We start from the raw sequence: 15,899 nt of genomic DNA on the forward strand, positions 1-15,899 counted from the left end.
TGGAGGCTTTTTCATGAAAATCTACAAAGTCGGCGGCGCCGTGCGTGATCGCCTACTGGGCATCGAGGTCACCGATATAGACCGCGTCGTCGTTGGCGCGACGGCCGAAGAGATGCTCACCAAGGGTTATAAACCGGTGGGCGCCGATTTCCCGGTATTTCTCGACCCGAAGAACGGTGACGAATACGCCCTTGCTCGCACCGAACGCAAGAATGGGCGGGGTTACGGCGGCTTTATATTCCATGCGAGCCCCGACGTTACGCTGGAAGAAGACCTGATTCGGCGTGACCTGACCATCAACGCCATGGCGGAGGATGACGAGGGTAACCTGACTGATCCTTATCAGGGACAGCGCGATCTTGAAGCGCGTCTTTTACGGCATGTTTCTCCCGCGTTCGCCGAAGATCCCCTCCGCGTATTGCGCGTTGCGCGTTTCGCCGCGCGCTATGCGCCTCTTGGCTTCACAGTCGCCCCTGAGACTCTGGAGTTAATGCGCCAACTCAGTGAGTCCGGCGAGTTGGAGGCCCTTACCCCCGAGCGCAGCTGGAAGGAAATCTCACGGGCGCTGATGGAAGATCAACCCCAGGTATTTATCCAAGTACTGCGTGACTGCGACGCGCTGAAAACCTTGATGCCGGAGGTGGATGCGCTGTTCGGCGTGCCGCAGCCCGCAGCTCACCACCCGGAAATTGACACCGGCGTGCACACCTTGAGCGTGCTGGAACAAGCTGCCCTGCACAAGCAACCGCTGAGCGTGCGCTGGGCCTGCCTGCTGCACGACCTGGGCAAAGGCCTGACACCTGTGGATAAGTTGCCGCAGCACATTGCCCACGAACATCGCGGCTTGAAGCTGATCAAAGCGGTGAACGAGCGTTTCAAGGTGCCGAGGGATTGCCAGGAGTTGGCCTTGCTGGTGGGGCAATATCATACGCACGGGCATCGAGCGCTTGAACTCAAGGCCTCGACATTGCTGGAGTTGCTGCAAAGCTTCGACGTGTACCGTCGGCCGCAACGCTTTGAGGAGTTCGTGGTGGCCTGCGAAATGGACGCTCGTGGCCGCAAGGGTTTTGAACAGCGCAGTTATCCACAGGCCGATTATTTGCGCGGAGCGGCAAAGGCTGCACGCGAAGTGCCGGTCGCGCCGCTGCTAGAAAAGGGTTTCAAAGGCCCCGAGCTGGGCGAGGCGCTCAAGCGCGAACGGTTAAGCGCATTGAAAGCCTACAAGGAAAACCCCTCTCCTTAGGCGATGGCCGTTGTGGCGAGGGAGCTTGCTCCCGCGGGACCGGTCTGGCGCTCCAGTGCGAAGCGCTCCCAAGATAGTGGGGCTGCTGCGCAGCCCAGCGGGAGCAAGCTCCCTCGCCACAATAAGCTCGGCGCCTACAAAAGAGCTTGAGGCGTGAGTGGTTGACCCTGCCACTCGAACGCCACAGGTGCCAATACCTGATCAATCTGCGCGTCTCGCCATAATTCGGCCATTGTCTTGCCCGCCTCAGGGTGCATACGGTCCGGCGCCATCATCGACAGCGGCCACAACACAAAGGCGTTTTTCAGGATTTCGGCTCGCGGCAAGATCAAGCCATCGAAATTGCCCACCAGATCGCCATACAACAACACATCGATATCCAGCGGCAGGCCTTTGCGGTCGGGCGCGTAGCGGCCATTGTCAGCCTCGATGGATTTCAAGCGACGATCCAACTCCATCAACGGCAGGTCGGTATAAGCAGACACCACCAGATTGAAAAACGGCCCACTTTTGATCCCCACCGGCTGGCTTTCGAACACCGCCGAACAGCGCATATCCGTCAAGAAACCCGCCAACGCATCCAAGCCGGCACATAGACGAGCCTCGCGGTCGATATTGCTGCCAAGCCCGAGGTAAACCTGAGTCAACGACATCCGCGCTCGATCTCCACGCCCACGCCCTTGGCAGCCGGTACCGCGCCGGGCTTGGTCAACTTGAGGTGCAGCCAGGGAATCTGGAACTCACTCATCAGCACTTCGGCCAGACGCTCGGCAAAGGTTTCCACCAGTTGGTACTGGGACTGCTCGGCAAAGGCCTGGATACGCGCAGACACCCTGGCGTAATCCAGTGCCAGGGTCAGGTCGTCACCTGCCGCAGCTGGGCGATTATCCCAGGCGAAGCTCAGGTCCAGGCGCAAGCATTGCCGGATTCCGCGCTCCCAGTCGTAAGCCCCGATCACGGTGTCGACTTCCAGGCCTTCGATAAACACTCTGTCCAAGCACTTTTCTCCGCAGCACGACAAGGGCGCGATGCCCCGTTAGAATCAGGGCGTCCTCGCCCGGAATAGTTAGCATGTTTTGGTCACTGGCGATTTTCGCCTACCTGCTCGGCTCGCTGTCCTTCGCCATTTTGCTCAGCCGCCTGACGGGAAATCCCGACCCGCGAATGAGTGGCTCAGGCAATGCCGGCGCCACCAACATGTTGCGCCTGGCCGGCAAGAAACTCGCCGTCCTGACCTTGCTGGGCGACGTCTGCAAGGGCCTGCTGCCCGTGCTCATCGCCAGCCTCGTCGGCCTTAGCTTGCAACAGCAAGCCTGGGTGGGCCTGTGTGCCGTCCTGGGCCACCTGTTCCCGTTGTACTTCCGCTTTCGCGGCGGCAAGGGCGTCGCCACGGCGGCCGGCATGCTGCTGGGCATTTACCCCCCTGCGGCGTTACTGGCCATGCTCGCCTGGCTGCTGACGTTCTACCTGACCCGCACCAGCTCGCTGGCCGCGCTGATTGCCACGCCGCTGACCCTGCCGCTGCTGGCCTGGCAGGAACCAGAAGCGCTGCTACCGATGAGCGTGCTGACACTGCTGATCGTCTGGCGCCACCGCGGCAATCTACGCGACCTGTTTGCCGGGCGCGAACGGCATTTTTAAATATCCCGCCGGGACCCGGTGCCCTTGAACCTTACAACGGCGGCAATTGTTCCATCGGCCAGCGCGCCTGCACGCTGATCGCCAGGCTTTCGTGCTGCCCGGCCTGCAAGCGCTGGCAACCGGCATAGGCGATCATTGCGCCGTTGTCAGTGCAGAACTCAGGGCGTGCGTAGAACACATTGCCATTCATGTCGCCGAGCATTTTTTCCAGGGAACTGCGCAACGCCTTGTTGGCGCTGACGCCGCCTGCGATCACCAGCCGCTTCATGCCCGCCTGTTTCAGGGCGCGCTTGCACTTGATGGTCAAAGTCTCCACCACAGCCTGCTGGAACGCCAGCGCGATGTCGCAACGGGCTTGCTGGCCGTCGTCCCCGGCGCTGACGCTCTGCTGCCAGGTGTTCAAGGCAGAGGTTTTCAAGCCGCTGAAACTGAACATCAAGCCAGGGCGATCACACATCGGCCGCGGGAAGGTGTAGCGACCGGCAACGCCGTTCTCGGCAAGGCGGGCGATTTCCGGACCACCCGGATAATTAAGTCCCATCATCTTTGCGGTTTTGTCGAACGCTTCACCGGCGGCATCGTCCAGCGACTCGCCCAACAGTGTGTATTGGCCGATCCCGTCCACCTGAACCAGCTGCGTATGCCCCCCCGACACCAACAAAGCGACGAACGGGAACTCCGGTGGTGTTTTTTCCAGCATGGGCGCCAATAAGTGGCCTTCCATATGGTGCACACCAAGGGCAGGAATGCCCCAGGCAAACGCCAACGCCTGGGCGCAAGAGGCCCCAACCAGCAGGGCTCCGACCAATCCGGGGCCGGCGGTGTAAGCGATGGCATCGATCTCGGTTGCCACACAGCCGGCTTCATCCAGCACCTGGCGGATCAGCGGCAGCATGCGCTTGACGTGATCGCGGCTGGCAAGCTCCGGCACCACGCCGCCATAGGCGCGATGCAGGTCGATCTGACTGAACAGTGCATCGGCCAAAAGCCCGCGTTCACTGTCGTATAGTGCGACTCCGGTTTCGTCGCAGGAGGTTTCAAGTCCCAGTACTAGCATGGGTTTGCGCCTTGTAGAGGCTGAATTCGAAGGCGCGCATAATAGTCGCCACTCCCCCTCCCGACTAGCGGTTTTCGATCAGAGGCTTTGCATTCCGGGCAATGAGGGGTTAACATCCGCAACCCTTAAAAACCGACGACCTCAGCCGCGAATTTTTTGCGACGAGAACGTTGATTCCCGGTAATGAAAGAAGGTAGCTCTGGATGCCAGCCGTCAAAGTAAAAGAGAACGAACCCTTCGACGTAGCTCTGCGTCGTTTCAAGCGCTCCTGCGAAAAAGCCGGTGTTCTGGCTGAAGTTCGTAGCCGCGAATTTTATGAGAAGCCAACTTCTGAGCGTAAGCGCAAAGCAGCAGCCGCTGTTAAGCGTCACGCTAAGAAAGTTCAGCGCGAACAGCGCCGCGCCGTTCGTCTGTACTAATACACAGACGTTCGTAGCAAGCTTCTGCCAAGCCCGGCCCTCAGCCGGGCTGTTGGCATTTGCGGATATCGCTTGATGCTTCACCGTCGACGCCGCACATGCGACCGAGACACTGCTTCACACGTCAGGGCTGGCTCTTTTGCCAGCGGTGCACGTCTCTTCTGACGAGCCTAACAAGGCTACTGACGAGCACACCTATTCTTCAAACAGACGATCAACTGTATCGGCTGTGCCCAACGATGCGTTTCCGAGGCTGCCATTGGCCAAGACCGGACGCCCGGGCAACATTTCCATGCCGAAGACTGATCAGAAACTACCCTCAGTGAATATTCGGCAGATACACTTCCTGATGACCCATGCAGACGATGATGATCGAGCCCCCTATACGTGCGCTTGAACACCTCACGGGTCCTCATTTACACGCAGTGATGACGAGAACGCCATGGCCGGGCTGATTCCCCAGAGCTTTATTGACGACCTTCTGAACCGCACCGACATCGTCGATGTTGTCAGCTCACGCGTACAACTGAAAAAAGCCGGCAAAAACTACACCGCCTGCTGCCCGTTCCATAAAGAAAAAACCCCATCCTTCAGCGTCAGCCCCGACAAGCAGTTCTATTACTGCTTCGGTTGCGGGGCGGGCGGGAATGCCCTGGGTTTCCTGATGGACCACGACAACCTGGACTTCCCCCAGGCTGTCGAGGACTTGGCGAAAGCCGCAGGAATGGAAGTGCCCCGCGAAGAAAGTGGCCGCCCGCACAAACCGCGGCAACCCACCGATTCGCCGCTGTATCCGCTGCTGACCGCCGCTGCCGACTTTTACCGCCAGGCACTCAAGAGCCATCCGCAGCGCAAGGCCGCTGTCGATTACCTTAAAGGGCGCGGCCTCACCGGCGAAATCGCTCGGGACTTCGGTCTCGGCTTCGCTCCGCCGGGCTGGGACAATCTGTATAAACACCTGAGCAGCGACACCCTCCAGCAAAAGGCCATGATCGATGCCGGCCTGCTGGTGGAAAACGCCGAGACCGGCAAGCGCTATGACCGCTTCCGCGACCGGGTGATGTTCCCAATCCGCGACAGCCGTGGCCGCATCATCGCCTTCGGCGGCCGTGTACTCGGGGACGACAAGCCCAAGTACCTGAACTCTCCGGAGACCCCGGTGTTCCACAAGGGCCAGGAACTCTACGGCCTGTTCGAGGCGCGCAAGAACAACCGCAACCTCGACGAAATCATCGTGGTTGAGGGTTATATGGACGTGATCGCCCTGGCCCAACAAGGCCTGCGCAACGCGGTCGCGACCCTCGGCACCGCCACCAGCGAAGAACATCTGAAGCGCCTGTTCCGTGTCGTGCCCAGCGTGCTGTTTTGCTTCGACGGCGACCAGGCTGGCCGCAACGCCGCCTGGCGCGCGCTCGAAGCCACGCTGTCGAGCCTGCAGGATGGGCGTCGCGCACGCTTCCTGTTCCTGCCCGAAGGCGAAGACCCGGACACGCTCGTGCGCTCGGAAGGTACCGATGCGTTCCGTGCACGCATCAATCAACATGCACAGCCGCTGGCGGATTATTTTTTCCAGCAACTGACCGAAGAAGCCGACCCGCGCTCCCTGGAGGGCAAGGCCCATATGGCCACCCTTGCGGCGCCGCTGATCGACAAAGTCCCGGGCGCCAATTTGCGCACACTGATGCGCCAGCGCCTGCTGGAGATCACCGGCTTGAGCGGTGAAGCCGTCAGCCAGCTGGTGCACAGCGCTCCGCAAGAGGCGCCGCCAGCCTACGACCCCGGCATGGATTACGACGCCATGCCGGACTACGCTGACTTTCACCAACCTCAGGAGGCCTTCGCCCCCCAGCAGGAATGGACGCCGAAGAAGCCCGGCGCAGGCGGCAAGAAGTGGGATAAAAAGCCGTGGAGCAAAAACGGTAAACGCGGTGATCGCGATGAAGCCTACGCTCCACGCACACCCGTAGCGGTGGAAGCCCCCACATTGATTGCACTGCGCACACTGATTCACCACCCGCAATTGGCCGGTAAGGTTGAAAGCGCCGACCATTTTGCCAACGAGAGCAACACCTACGCCCAGGTGCTTATTGCACTGATCGAAGCCGTGCAGAAAAACCCTAAGCTAAACTCAATCCAGTTGATGGCTCGCTGGCATGGCACGGAACAGGGCCGTTTATTACGGGCACTGGCGGAAAAGGAGTGGCTAATTGACGGCGACAACCTTGAACAACAGTTTTTAGACACCATTAATAGGTTATCCGCGGGTCAACACACTCAGACCCTCGACGAACTTATCAAGAGAGCAAGGCAGCCGGGATTATCGGCTGAAGAGCAAATTCAGATAGCAAAACAGATGCGCGACCTCTTAAAACAGAATGTTTACGCATCAAACCCGACCTCAGCTGGCGTGTGAGGTCATAGCTCGGGTATAATCCTCGGCTTGTTTTTTGCCCGCCAAGACCTTCAGTGGATAGGGTGTTATGTCCGGAAAAGCGCAACAGCAGTCTCGTATCAAAGAGTTGATACTTCTTGGTCGTGAGCAGGGTTACCTGACTTACGCGGAGGTCAACGACCACCTGCCTGAGGATATTTCAGATCCTGAGCAGGTGGAAGACATCATCCGCATGATTAACGACATGGGGATCAACGTATTCGAAGTCGCGCCAGATAAGGATTCCCTTATGCTGGCCGACGCTGATACCGACGAGGCCGCCGCTGAGGAAGCTGCTGCCGCGCTGGCTGCAGTAGAGACCGATATCGGCCGCACGACAGACCCCGTGCGCATGTATATGCGCGAAATGGGTACCGTCGAGCTGCTGACACGCGAAGGCGAGATCGAAATCGCCAAGCGTATCGAAGAGGGTATCCGTGAAGTGATGGGCGCCATTGCGCACTTCCCTGGCACGGTTGACCACATTCTCTCCGAGTACACTCGCGTCACCACCGAAGGTGGCCGCCTGTCTGACGTCCTGAGCGGTTATATCGACCCGGACGACGGCATTGCGCCGCCTGCCGCCGAAGTACCGCCGCCTGTTGATGCGAAAGCCGCAAAAGCGGACGACGACTCCGACGACGACGAAGCTGAAAGCAGCGACGACGAAGAAGAAGCCGAAAGCGGTCCAGACCCGGTCATCGCGGCCCAGCGCTTCGGTGCGGTTTCCGATCAAATGGAAATCACCCGCAAGGCCCTGAAGAAGCACGGTCGCGGCAACAAGCAGGCGATTGCCGAGCTGGTGGCCCTGGCTGAGCTGTTCATGCCGATCAAGCTGGTGCCCAAGCAATTCGAAGGCCTGGTTGAGCGTGTTCGCAGCGCCCTTGAGCGTCTGCGTGCCCAAGAGCGTGCGATCATGCAGCTCTGTGTGCGTGATGCGCGCATGCCGCGTACCGATTTCCTGCGCCAGTTCCCGGGCAACGAAGTTGACGAAAGCTGGAGCGACGCACTGGCCAAGGGCAAGGCGAAATACGCCGAAGCCATCGGTCGCCTGCAGCCCGATATCATCCGTTGCCAGCAGAAGCTGACCGCGCTTGAGACCGAAACCGGCCTGACGATTGCAGAAATCAAAGACATCAACCGTCGCATGTCGATCGGTGAGGCCAAGGCCCGCCGCGCGAAAAAAGAGATGGTTGAAGCGAACTTGCGTCTGGTGATCTCCATCGCCAAGAAGTACACCAACCGTGGCCTGCAATTCCTTGATCTGATCCAGGAAGGCAACATCGGTTTGATGAAGGCGGTGGACAAGTTCGAATACCGTCGCGGCTACAAGTTCTCGACTTATGCCACCTGGTGGATCCGTCAGGCGATCACTCGCTCGATCGCCGACCAGGCCCGCACCATCCGTATTCCGGTGCACATGATCGAGACCATCAACAAGCTCAACCGCATTTCCCGGCAGATGTTGCAGGAAATGGGTCGCGAACCGACCCCGGAAGAGCTGGGCGAACGCATGGAAATGCCTGAGGATAAAATCCGCAAGGTACTGAAGATCGCCAAAGAGCCGATCTCCATGGAAACGCCGATTGGTGATGACGAAGACTCCCATCTGGGTGACTTCATCGAAGACTCGACCATGCAGTCGCCAATCGATGTCGCCACTGTTGAGAGCTTGAAAGAAGCGACTCGCGACGTACTGTCCGGCCTCACTGCCCGTGAAGCCAAGGTACTGCGCATGCGTTTCGGCATCGACATGAATACCGACCACACCCTTGAGGAAGTCGGTAAGCAGTTTGACGTGACCCGTGAGCGGATCCGTCAGATCGAAGCCAAGGCGCTGCGCAAGTTGCGCCACCCGACGCGAAGCGAGCATCTGCGCTCCTTCCTCGACGAGTGATACCAGAACCCCCGGCCCAGGCCGGGGGTTTTGCTTTCTACCGATTGCTTTGACAGATTAACTGCCCCGCACCACCCCACCCTCGCAATGCCCGTCTACACTCGAGACATTCCCCGTGCCATAACGAGACCGTTATGCCCAGATTGCCGACCGTGATACTGCTGTCGCTGCTGACCTGGACCGCAACGGCTGGCGCGTTGACTCTTACGGATGATGAGCGTAGCTGGTTGGCGGACCATCAGGAGCTGCGCCTAGGCGTGGATGCGTCTTGGCCACCTTTTGAATATCGCGATGAAAATGGCCGATATCAGGGCTTGGCAGCCGATTACGTACGCCTGCTTCAGGACCGCCTGGGTGTGCGAATCAAACTGATCGAACCGGTGAACTGGACCGCAGTGCTTGAACAAGCCCGCAATAATCAGCTCGACCTGCTGCCGGGCATTATGTCCACCCCCGAACGCCAAAACTTCCTGGCCTTCACACGCCCCTATCTCGACTTTCCCATCGTCATCCTGGCCCATGAAGGCGGCGCGAAACCACGCAGCCTCAAGGATTTGTACGGGCTGAAAATTGCCGTGGTGGAGAACTACGCCCCCCATGAATTGCTCCGCACCCACCATCCGGACCTGAATCTGGTCGCCCTACCCAACGTCAGTTCGACGCTGCAAGCCCTGGCCACCGATGAAGTGGATGCCGTGGTCGGCGACCTCGCCTCCAGCGTCTGGAGCCTGCGCCAACTCAAGCTCGACGGCCTGTACGTCAGCGGCGAAACGCCCTACCGCTACCAACTGGCGATGGGCGTGCCGCGGGATGAGAAAATCCTGGTGGGCATCCTGGACAAAGTCCTCGCCGATCTCAGTTCAGCGGAAACTGATGCGATCCAGCAACACTGGGTCGGCAGCTTCACCGATCACCGCACCTTCTGGGCTGACCTGCTCACGTACGGCCTGCCAGCGGTGCTGCTGTTGAGTACGGTGCTGGCGATCGTCATTCGGATCAATCGCCGGCTCAGCTCGGAAATTTCCCGTCGGGTCGCCCTTGAGCAAGAACTGCGAAGCAGCGAGTACCACTATCGCGGTTTGGTGGAGAGCTTGTCCGCCATCGCCTGGGAAGCAAGCATCAGCGATTTCACCTACAGCTATGTGTCGCCCCATGCCGAAGACCTGCTCGGCTATCCCCGCGCCCACTGGCTGATTCCAGGCTTCTGGCGCAACATCATCCATCCCGCTGACCTGACCCGCGCCGAGGCCTATTGCTATCGGGAAACTCGTGCCAACCGTGATCACAGTATTGATTACCGGGTCATCACCGCTGATGGCCGCTGCCTGTGGGTACGTGACATTGTCAGCCTGATCGAACACGGCCACGAGCCAGTGCTGCGCGGCCTGATGATCGATATCAGCGAAGCCAAGCGCACCGAAGAAGCCCTGCAATTGTCCGAGCAGAAATTTGCCTCGGTGTTTCAGCAGTGCCCGGACATCCTGGTGATTGCCCGGATGTCTGATGGCTGCCTGCTGGAGGTCAACAAGGCATTCGAGGACCAGATTGGGCTGCGCGCCGACGAGGTGGTAGGCAAAACCGCCTCAGATCTGAATATATGGGGCATTCAGGGCGTCGGTCCGGATTTGCTGCAGCGGGTACAGACCACCAGTATCCGTAACCTGGAAATGTCCTTTCTGCGCAGCAATGGTCAGGCATTTACCGGGCTGATCTCAGCTGAGCCGTTCCAACTCGATACCACTGAAGCCCTAGTGGTGGTGGTGCGCGATATCACCGAGCTCAAGGAAACCCAACAGCAGTTGCAAACCTCCGAAGAGAAATTCGCCAAGGCATTCCATGCTTCCCCCGACGGTTTACTACTGAGTCGCCAAAGGGATGGCCTGCTGATTGAAGTGAACGAAGGTTTCAGCCACCTGACCGGCTTCACCAGCGCCTCTTCACTCGACCAATCAGCCTTGGACCTGGGCATCTGGGTCGACCTCAACGAACGCAAGCACATGCTGGAATTGATGCAACGCGACGGTTTTGTCCGCGATTTCATCTGTCATATCCGTCGTGCCGACGGCCAGATTCGCCTGTGCGAAGTGTCCAGCCGCCCACTGCCGATTGGCGACGAAGATTGCATGCTGACCATCGCCCGGGACATCACCGAACGCCAGTTGATGCAGGAAAAACTGCAGCAGGCCGCCACGGTGTTCGAAAGCACCGCCGAAGGCGTCTTGATCACCGACACACGACAGAACATCAGCGCCGTCAACCGCGCCTTCACTGAGATAACCGGCTACAGCGAGGTTGAAGCCCTTGGCCATACCCCGCGCCTGCTCGCCTCCGGCCTGCACGACAGCGCGTTCTATGCGGCGATGTGGCACCAGTTGACGACCCATGGCCACTGGCAAGGAGAGATCTCCAACCGCCGCAAGAACGGCGAGGTGTATCCGAGCTGGCTGACCATCAGCGCTGTGCGCAACCGCGAGCAATTGGTCACGCACTTCGTTGCTGTGTTTGCCGACATCTCCAGCCTCAAGCTGGCCCAGGCCCGCCTGGATTATCAGGCCCACCACGACCCATTGACTGGCCTGCCCAACCGCACCCTGTTTGAAAACCGGTTGCAGGCCGCACTCAACGGCCAGCAGGAAAGTGGCAAACAGGGCGCGGTGCTGTTTCTCGACCTCGATCGCTTCAAACACATCAATGACAGCCTCGGCCACCCGGTCGGCGACCTGCTGCTCAAAGACATCGCCGTACGCCTCAAGGAGCAGTTGCGGGACGTGGACACCGTTGCTCGCCTGGGCGGCGATGAATTCATCATCCTGCTGCCCGGCTTGCAACAGGCCAGCGACGCCCAGCACTTGGCGAACAAACTGCTCGACTGTTTTACCCCGCCATTCCAAGCCGGCGAGCATGAGTTCTTTATCAGCGCCAGTATCGGCACCAGCCTGTATCCGCAAGACGGTACCGACGTCGCCACCCTGGTCAAAAATGCCGACGCCGCGATGTATCGCTCCAAAGCCAAGGGGCGCAACCGGGTCGAGCGCTACACCCGCGACCTGACCGCCCAGGCCAATGAACGCGTAGCGCTGGAGCACGAACTGCGCCGCGCCATCGAACGTGAAGAATTGAGCCTGTATTACCAACCCAAACGCAGCCTGGTCACCCAACAACTGATCGGCGCCGAAGCCTTGATCCGTTGGCACCACCCGACCTTGGGCGAGGTCCCGCCCGAGCACTTTATTGCCCTGGCCGAAGAGAACGGCATGATCCTGCAAATCGGCGACTGGGTACTGGAACAGGCGTGCCGGCAGTTGCACGCCTGGCAAGCGGCTTTCAAGGATTTCGGCCCGCTGTCGGTCAACCTTGCAGGCGCGCAACTGCGTCACCCCAACCTGCTATCACGCATCGAACAACTGCTGCGCGATTACCACCTCGAACCCGGCTGCCTGCAGCTGGAGATCACCGAAAACTTCATCATGAGCCAAGCCGAAGAAGCACTGGCGGTGTTGCACCAACTCAAGCGTCTGGGCGTACAGCTGGCAATCGATGATTTCGGCACCGGCTACTCGTCCCTCAGCTACCTCAAACGCCTGCCCCTGGACTTCCTCAAGATCGATCAATCCTTCGTCCGCGGCTTGCCCGACGACCCTCACGATGCAGCAATCGTGCGCGCCATCATCGCCCTTGGCCACAGCATGCAATTCACCATCATCGCCGAAGGCGTGGAAACCCCGGCACAACAAGCATTCCTCGCAAGCGAGGGGTGTGAACAGATGCAGGGCTACATCGTCAGCCTGCCCCTGCCGCCGGAGCTTTTTGCCGCCAGCTTCCTTCGTACACAGCACAAGGATTTTTCGGATGGCACAGTGAACAAACCATCGCTATAATCCGCGACCTACTGAGGGCCTATAGCTCAGTTGGTTAGAGCAGGGGACTCATAATCCCTTGGTCGTAGGTTCGAGTCCTACTGGGCCCACCACACTCAAAGCCGCGCACTGCGCGGCTTTTGCGTATCTGGCATCACGGTTCTTTCAGCCAGGCCAAGCCTGTACCATGCTTGCCCATTGCCCCCGCACTGGAGCCCCCCTTGCCCGTCCTAGACGAAATCGACCGCCAACTGATCGCCGCCCTGCAGCTCAACGCCCGTGAAAGCGTGGCCATGCTCGCCAGGCAGTTGGGCATCGCCCGTACCACCGTCACGTCGCGTCTGGCCCGCCTGGAGAAAACCCAGGTCATCACCGGTTACGGCGTGCGCCTGGGCCAGCGCGTTGCTGATGGGGGGTTGCAAGCTTATGTGGGCATTACCGTGCAACCCCGTTCGGGCAAAGAGGTGTTGCGCAGGCTGAGTGCCATGGCGCAAGTGCAGCAGTTGTGCGCGGTAAGTGGAGAGTTCGATTACGTGGCTTGGCTGCGCACCGATTCGCCGGAGCAACTGGACCAATTGCTGGACCAGATCGGCAGTGTCGACGGCGTGGAAAAAACCACCACCTCGATCATCCTCAGTAACAAATTGGATCGCGGACAACCAATCTGATCACTACCTTCGTCACATTGACTAAAACTAGTACAATCCGACGACACATTGCGTCTTATTAACGAGCGCAACGCTCCCTAAACTGGCTGCCATCTTTTCCTATACTCAACGGGCCCTCCTCCCGCCGAGCCGTCAGTAAGGTCAGCCATGAGCATTCCGTCCAGCACCCTCAGCAAACCCAATCGCCACCCGGGCGACGGCAAGAAACCCATCACTATCTTCGGCCCGGATTTCCCGTTTGCCTTTGATGACTGGATTGAACACCCCGCCGGACTGGGCAGTATTCCTGCGGCCAATCACGGCGCCGAAGTGGCGATCGTCGGCGCCGGGATCGCGGGCCTGGTTGCGGCCTACGAGCTGATGAAACTCGGGCTCAAGCCCGTGGTGTATGAAGCCTCGAAGATGGGTGGCCGCTTGCGCTCGCAGGCCTTTGAAGGCGCCGAAGGCATCATCGCCGAGCTGGGCGGCATGCGGTTCCCGGTGTCGTCCACGGCGTTCTACCATTACGTGGACAAGCTGGGACTGGAAACCAAGCCCTTTCCCAACCCGCTGACGCCGGCGTCCGGCAGCACTGTGATCGACCTGGAAGGCCAGACTCACTACGCGCAAAAACTCTCCGATTTACCGGCACTGTTCCAGGAAGTCGCCGATGCCTGGGCCGACGCCTTGGAGGCCGGTTCGCAGTTCGGCGATATCCAGCAGGCGATCCGCGACCGCGACGTGCCGCGCCTCAAAGAGTTGTGGAACAAGCTCGTGCCGCTGTGGGATGACCGTACCTTCTACGACTTCGTCGCCACTTCCAAAGCCTTCGCCAAATTGTCGTTCCACCACCGCGAGGTGTTTGGCCAGGTCGGTTTCGGTACCGGCGGCTGGGACTCTGACTTCCCCAACTCCATGCTGGAAATTTTCCGCGTGGTGATGACCAACTGCGATGATCATCAACACTTGATCGTCGGTGGCGTGGCCCAAGTGCCCATGGGCATCTGGCGCCATGTGCCGGAACGCTGCGCCCACTGGCCGGCCGGTACCAGCCTGAGCTCGCTGCATAGAGGTGCGCCACGGGCCGGCGTGAAGCGCATCGCCCACGCCGCCGATGGCCGTTTCGCCGTTACCGACAACTACGGCGACACCCGCGAATACGCGGCGGTGCTGACCACCTGCCAAAGCTGGTTGCTGACCACCCAGATCGAATGCGACGAAACCCTGTTCTCACAAAAAATGTGGATGGCCCTGGATCGCACCCGCTACATGCAGTCCTCGAAAACCTTCGTGATGGTTGACCGCCCATTCTGGAAAGACAAAGACCCGCAAACCGGTCGCGACCTGATGAGCATGACCCTCACCGACCGCCTGACCCGTGGCACCTACCTGTTCGATAACGGCGACGACAAGCCGGGGGTGATCTGCCTGTCCTACTCGTGGATGAGCGACGCGCTGAAGATGCTGCCCCAGCCCATCGACAAGCGGGTGAAACTGGCCCTGGATGCACTGAAGAAGATCTACCCCAAAGTCGACATCAAGGCGCGCATCATCGGCGACCCGATCACCGTATCCTGGGAGGCCGATCCGCATTTCCTCGGGGCCTTCAAAGGTGCCTTGCCCGGTCACTATCGTTACAACCAACGGATGTATGCGCACTTCATGCAGAAGGATATGCCCGCCGAACAACGCGGGATATTCATCGCGGGTGATGATGTATCGTGGACGCCTGCCTGGGTCGAAGGCGCGGTACAAACCTCGCTCAACGCGGTATGGGGCATCATGAACCACTTCGGTGGCAGCACCCACCCGGAGAACCCAGGCCCAGGCGATGTGTTCGATGAAATAGGGCCAATCGCCCTGGCAGAATAAGGAGTTGAGCATGCGTGTCGCCCTGTACCAATGCCCGCCGCTGCCGCTGGATGTAGCCGCCAACCTGCAGCGCCTGCATCAACTGGCCCATGAGGCACACGGCGCCGATGTGCTGGTGCTGCCAGAGATGTTCCTCACCGGCTATAACATTGGCGCCGAAGCCGTTGGCGCACTGGCCGAGGCACAGGATGGGCCATCGGCGCAGGCGATTGCCGAACTGGCGCAAAGTGCCGGGCTGGCGATCCTGTATGGCTACCCGGAACGGGCCGAAGACGGCCAGGTCTACAACGCCGTGCAGTTGATCGACGCCCAGGGCACGCGCCTGTGCAACTACCGCAAGACCCACTTGTTTGGCGATCTTGACCATTCGATGTTCAGCGCCGGCCCCGATGATTTTCCGGTGGTGGAATTGAACGGTTGGAAGGTGGGCATGCTGATTTGCTACGACCTGGAGTTTCCGGAAAACACCCGGCGCCTGGCCCTCGCCGGTGCCGAACTGATTCTGGTGCCCACCGCCAATATGGTGCCGTTCGACTTTGTTGCCGACGTCACCGTGCGGGCGCGAGCCTTTGAAAACCAGTGTTTTGTGGCCTATGCCAACTACTGCGGGCACGAAGGCGAGATTCACTACTGCGGGCAAAGCAGCATTGCCGCGCCGGACGGCCAGCGAATTGCCCAGGCCGGCCTGGATGAAGCCTTGATCGTCGGCACCCTGAATCACCAATCTATTGTCGACGCCCGCGTCGCCAACCACTATCTGCAAGACCGTCGCGCCGAACTCTACGGCGCACTGCACAAGCCCTGACCCATTGGGTTTGCTAGCATAGGCACTTCC

General features: G+C 59.7%; 12 protein-coding genes and 1 tRNA gene. 10 read left to right on the forward strand and 3 right to left on the reverse strand.

Translation table 11 applies throughout. The annotated features are described in order from the left end of the window. Positions 1 to 13 precede the first annotated feature (13 nt). Positions 14 to 1,243 carry a multifunctional CCA addition/repair protein gene (locus AC07S6_RS15975; protein WP_495112614.1) on the forward strand — a complete coding sequence of 410 codons (1,230 nt, stop codon included), beginning with the start codon at positions 14 to 16 and terminating at the stop codon, positions 1,241 to 1,243. A gap of 134 nt (positions 1,244 to 1,377) precedes the next feature. Here the strand turns inward: AC07S6_RS15975 and folK are convergent, their stop codons facing one another. Together folK and folB are read right to left on the reverse strand one after the other, a co-directional pair. Then, the gene (gene folK, locus AC07S6_RS15980; protein ID WP_034128829.1) at positions 1,378 to 1,896 is read right to left on the reverse strand and encodes a 2-amino-4-hydroxy-6-hydroxymethyldihydropteridine diphosphokinase; all 519 of its coding nucleotides are present in this window, start codon (positions 1,894 to 1,896) and stop codon (positions 1,378 to 1,380) included. Next, positions 1,887 to 2,240, reverse strand: a complete 354-nt coding sequence (folB, locus tag AC07S6_RS15985; RefSeq protein WP_032895029.1) for a dihydroneopterin aldolase — start codon at positions 2,238 to 2,240, stop codon at positions 1,887 to 1,889. The genes folK and folB overlap by 10 nt, the downstream gene beginning before the upstream one ends. Positions 2,241 to 2,314: 74 nt before the next feature. Here folB and plsY point away from each other — a divergent pair, with 74 nt between their 5' ends. Next, positions 2,315 to 2,884 carry a glycerol-3-phosphate 1-O-acyltransferase PlsY gene (gene plsY / locus AC07S6_RS15990; RefSeq protein ID WP_014720187.1) on the forward strand — a complete coding sequence of 190 codons (570 nt, stop codon included), beginning with the start codon at positions 2,315 to 2,317 and terminating at the stop codon, positions 2,882 to 2,884. A gap of 31 nt (positions 2,885 to 2,915) precedes the next feature. On the opposite strand, the gene tsaD is transcribed toward plsY, so the two are convergent. Further along, positions 2,916 to 3,941 (reverse strand): tRNA (adenosine(37)-N6)-threonylcarbamoyltransferase complex transferase subunit TsaD, encoded by a 1,026-nt coding sequence (gene tsaD, locus AC07S6_RS15995; protein WP_003194748.1) that lies wholly within the window; start codon positions 3,939 to 3,941, stop codon positions 2,916 to 2,918. 203 nt (positions 3,942 to 4,144) lie between these two features. Between tsaD and rpsU the strand changes: the two genes are divergently transcribed. From rpsU to AC07S6_RS16035, 8 genes are all read left to right on the forward strand, one after another. Continuing rightward, the gene (gene rpsU / locus AC07S6_RS16000) at positions 4,145 to 4,360 is read left to right on the forward strand and encodes a 30S ribosomal protein S21 (protein WP_002551877.1); all 216 of its coding nucleotides are present in this window, start codon (positions 4,145 to 4,147) and stop codon (positions 4,358 to 4,360) included. Positions 4,361 to 4,802: 442 nt separating this feature from the next. Beyond that, on the forward strand, positions 4,803 to 6,773 hold the full coding sequence (gene dnaG, locus AC07S6_RS16005) for a DNA primase (RefSeq protein ID WP_014720188.1): 1,971 nt from the start codon (positions 4,803 to 4,805) through the stop codon (positions 6,771 to 6,773). Between the two features lie 67 nt (positions 6,774 to 6,840). Continuing rightward, positions 6,841 to 8,688 (forward strand): RNA polymerase sigma factor RpoD, encoded by a 1,848-nt coding sequence (gene rpoD, locus AC07S6_RS16010; RefSeq protein ID WP_034128833.1) that lies wholly within the window; start codon positions 6,841 to 6,843, stop codon positions 8,686 to 8,688. 134 nt (positions 8,689 to 8,822) lie between these two features. Beyond that, entirely contained in the window at positions 8,823 to 12,566 is a 3,744-nt protein-coding gene (locus tag AC07S6_RS16015; RefSeq protein WP_288855038.1) for a bifunctional diguanylate cyclase/phosphodiesterase, read from the forward strand. A 15-nt stretch (positions 12,567 to 12,581) separates the two neighbouring features. Further along, positions 12,582 to 12,658, forward strand: a tRNA-Ile gene (locus AC07S6_RS16020). A 108-nt stretch (positions 12,659 to 12,766) separates the two neighbouring features. Further along, positions 12,767 to 13,213 (forward strand): Lrp/AsnC family transcriptional regulator, encoded by a 447-nt coding sequence (locus tag AC07S6_RS16025; RefSeq protein ID WP_096144789.1) that lies wholly within the window; start codon positions 12,767 to 12,769, stop codon positions 13,211 to 13,213. A gap of 147 nt (positions 13,214 to 13,360) precedes the next feature. Beyond that, positions 13,361 to 15,064 (forward strand): flavin monoamine oxidase family protein, encoded by a 1,704-nt coding sequence (locus tag AC07S6_RS16030; protein WP_034128835.1) that lies wholly within the window; start codon positions 13,361 to 13,363, stop codon positions 15,062 to 15,064. A gap of 10 nt (positions 15,065 to 15,074) precedes the next feature. Then, positions 15,075 to 15,869 (forward strand): carbon-nitrogen hydrolase family protein, encoded by a 795-nt coding sequence (locus AC07S6_RS16035; protein ID WP_057976574.1) that lies wholly within the window; start codon positions 15,075 to 15,077, stop codon positions 15,867 to 15,869. Positions 15,870 to 15,899: the final 30 nt, after the last annotated feature.

The organism is Pseudomonas sp. GW821-FHT07B01, from assembly GCF_059419065.1.

Bases quoted from the DNA above. Each gene is read 5' to 3' on its own strand.
- AC07S6_RS15975 (WP_495112614.1), top strand. From the start codon at position 14: ATGAAAATCTACAAAGTCGGCGGCGCCGTGCGTGATCGCCTACTGGGC.
- folK (WP_034128829.1), bottom strand. From the start codon at position 1,896: ATGTCGTTGACTCAGGTTTACCTCGGGCTTGGCAGCAATATCGACCGC.
- plsY (WP_014720187.1), top strand. From the start codon at position 2,315: ATGTTTTGGTCACTGGCGATTTTCGCCTACCTGCTCGGCTCGCTGTCC.
- tsaD (WP_003194748.1), bottom strand. From the start codon at position 3,941: ATGCTAGTACTGGGACTTGAAACCTCCTGCGACGAAACCGGAGTCGCA.
- rpsU (WP_002551877.1), top strand. From the start codon at position 4,145: ATGCCAGCCGTCAAAGTAAAAGAGAACGAACCCTTCGACGTAGCTCTG.
- dnaG (WP_014720188.1), top strand. From the start codon at position 4,803: ATGGCCGGGCTGATTCCCCAGAGCTTTATTGACGACCTTCTGAACCGC.
- rpoD (WP_034128833.1), top strand. From the start codon at position 6,841: ATGTCCGGAAAAGCGCAACAGCAGTCTCGTATCAAAGAGTTGATACTT.
- AC07S6_RS16015 (WP_288855038.1), top strand. From the start codon at position 8,823: ATGCCCAGATTGCCGACCGTGATACTGCTGTCGCTGCTGACCTGGACC.
- AC07S6_RS16030 (WP_034128835.1), top strand. From the start codon at position 13,361: ATGAGCATTCCGTCCAGCACCCTCAGCAAACCCAATCGCCACCCGGGC.
- AC07S6_RS16035 (WP_057976574.1), top strand. From the start codon at position 15,075: ATGCGTGTCGCCCTGTACCAATGCCCGCCGCTGCCGCTGGATGTAGCC.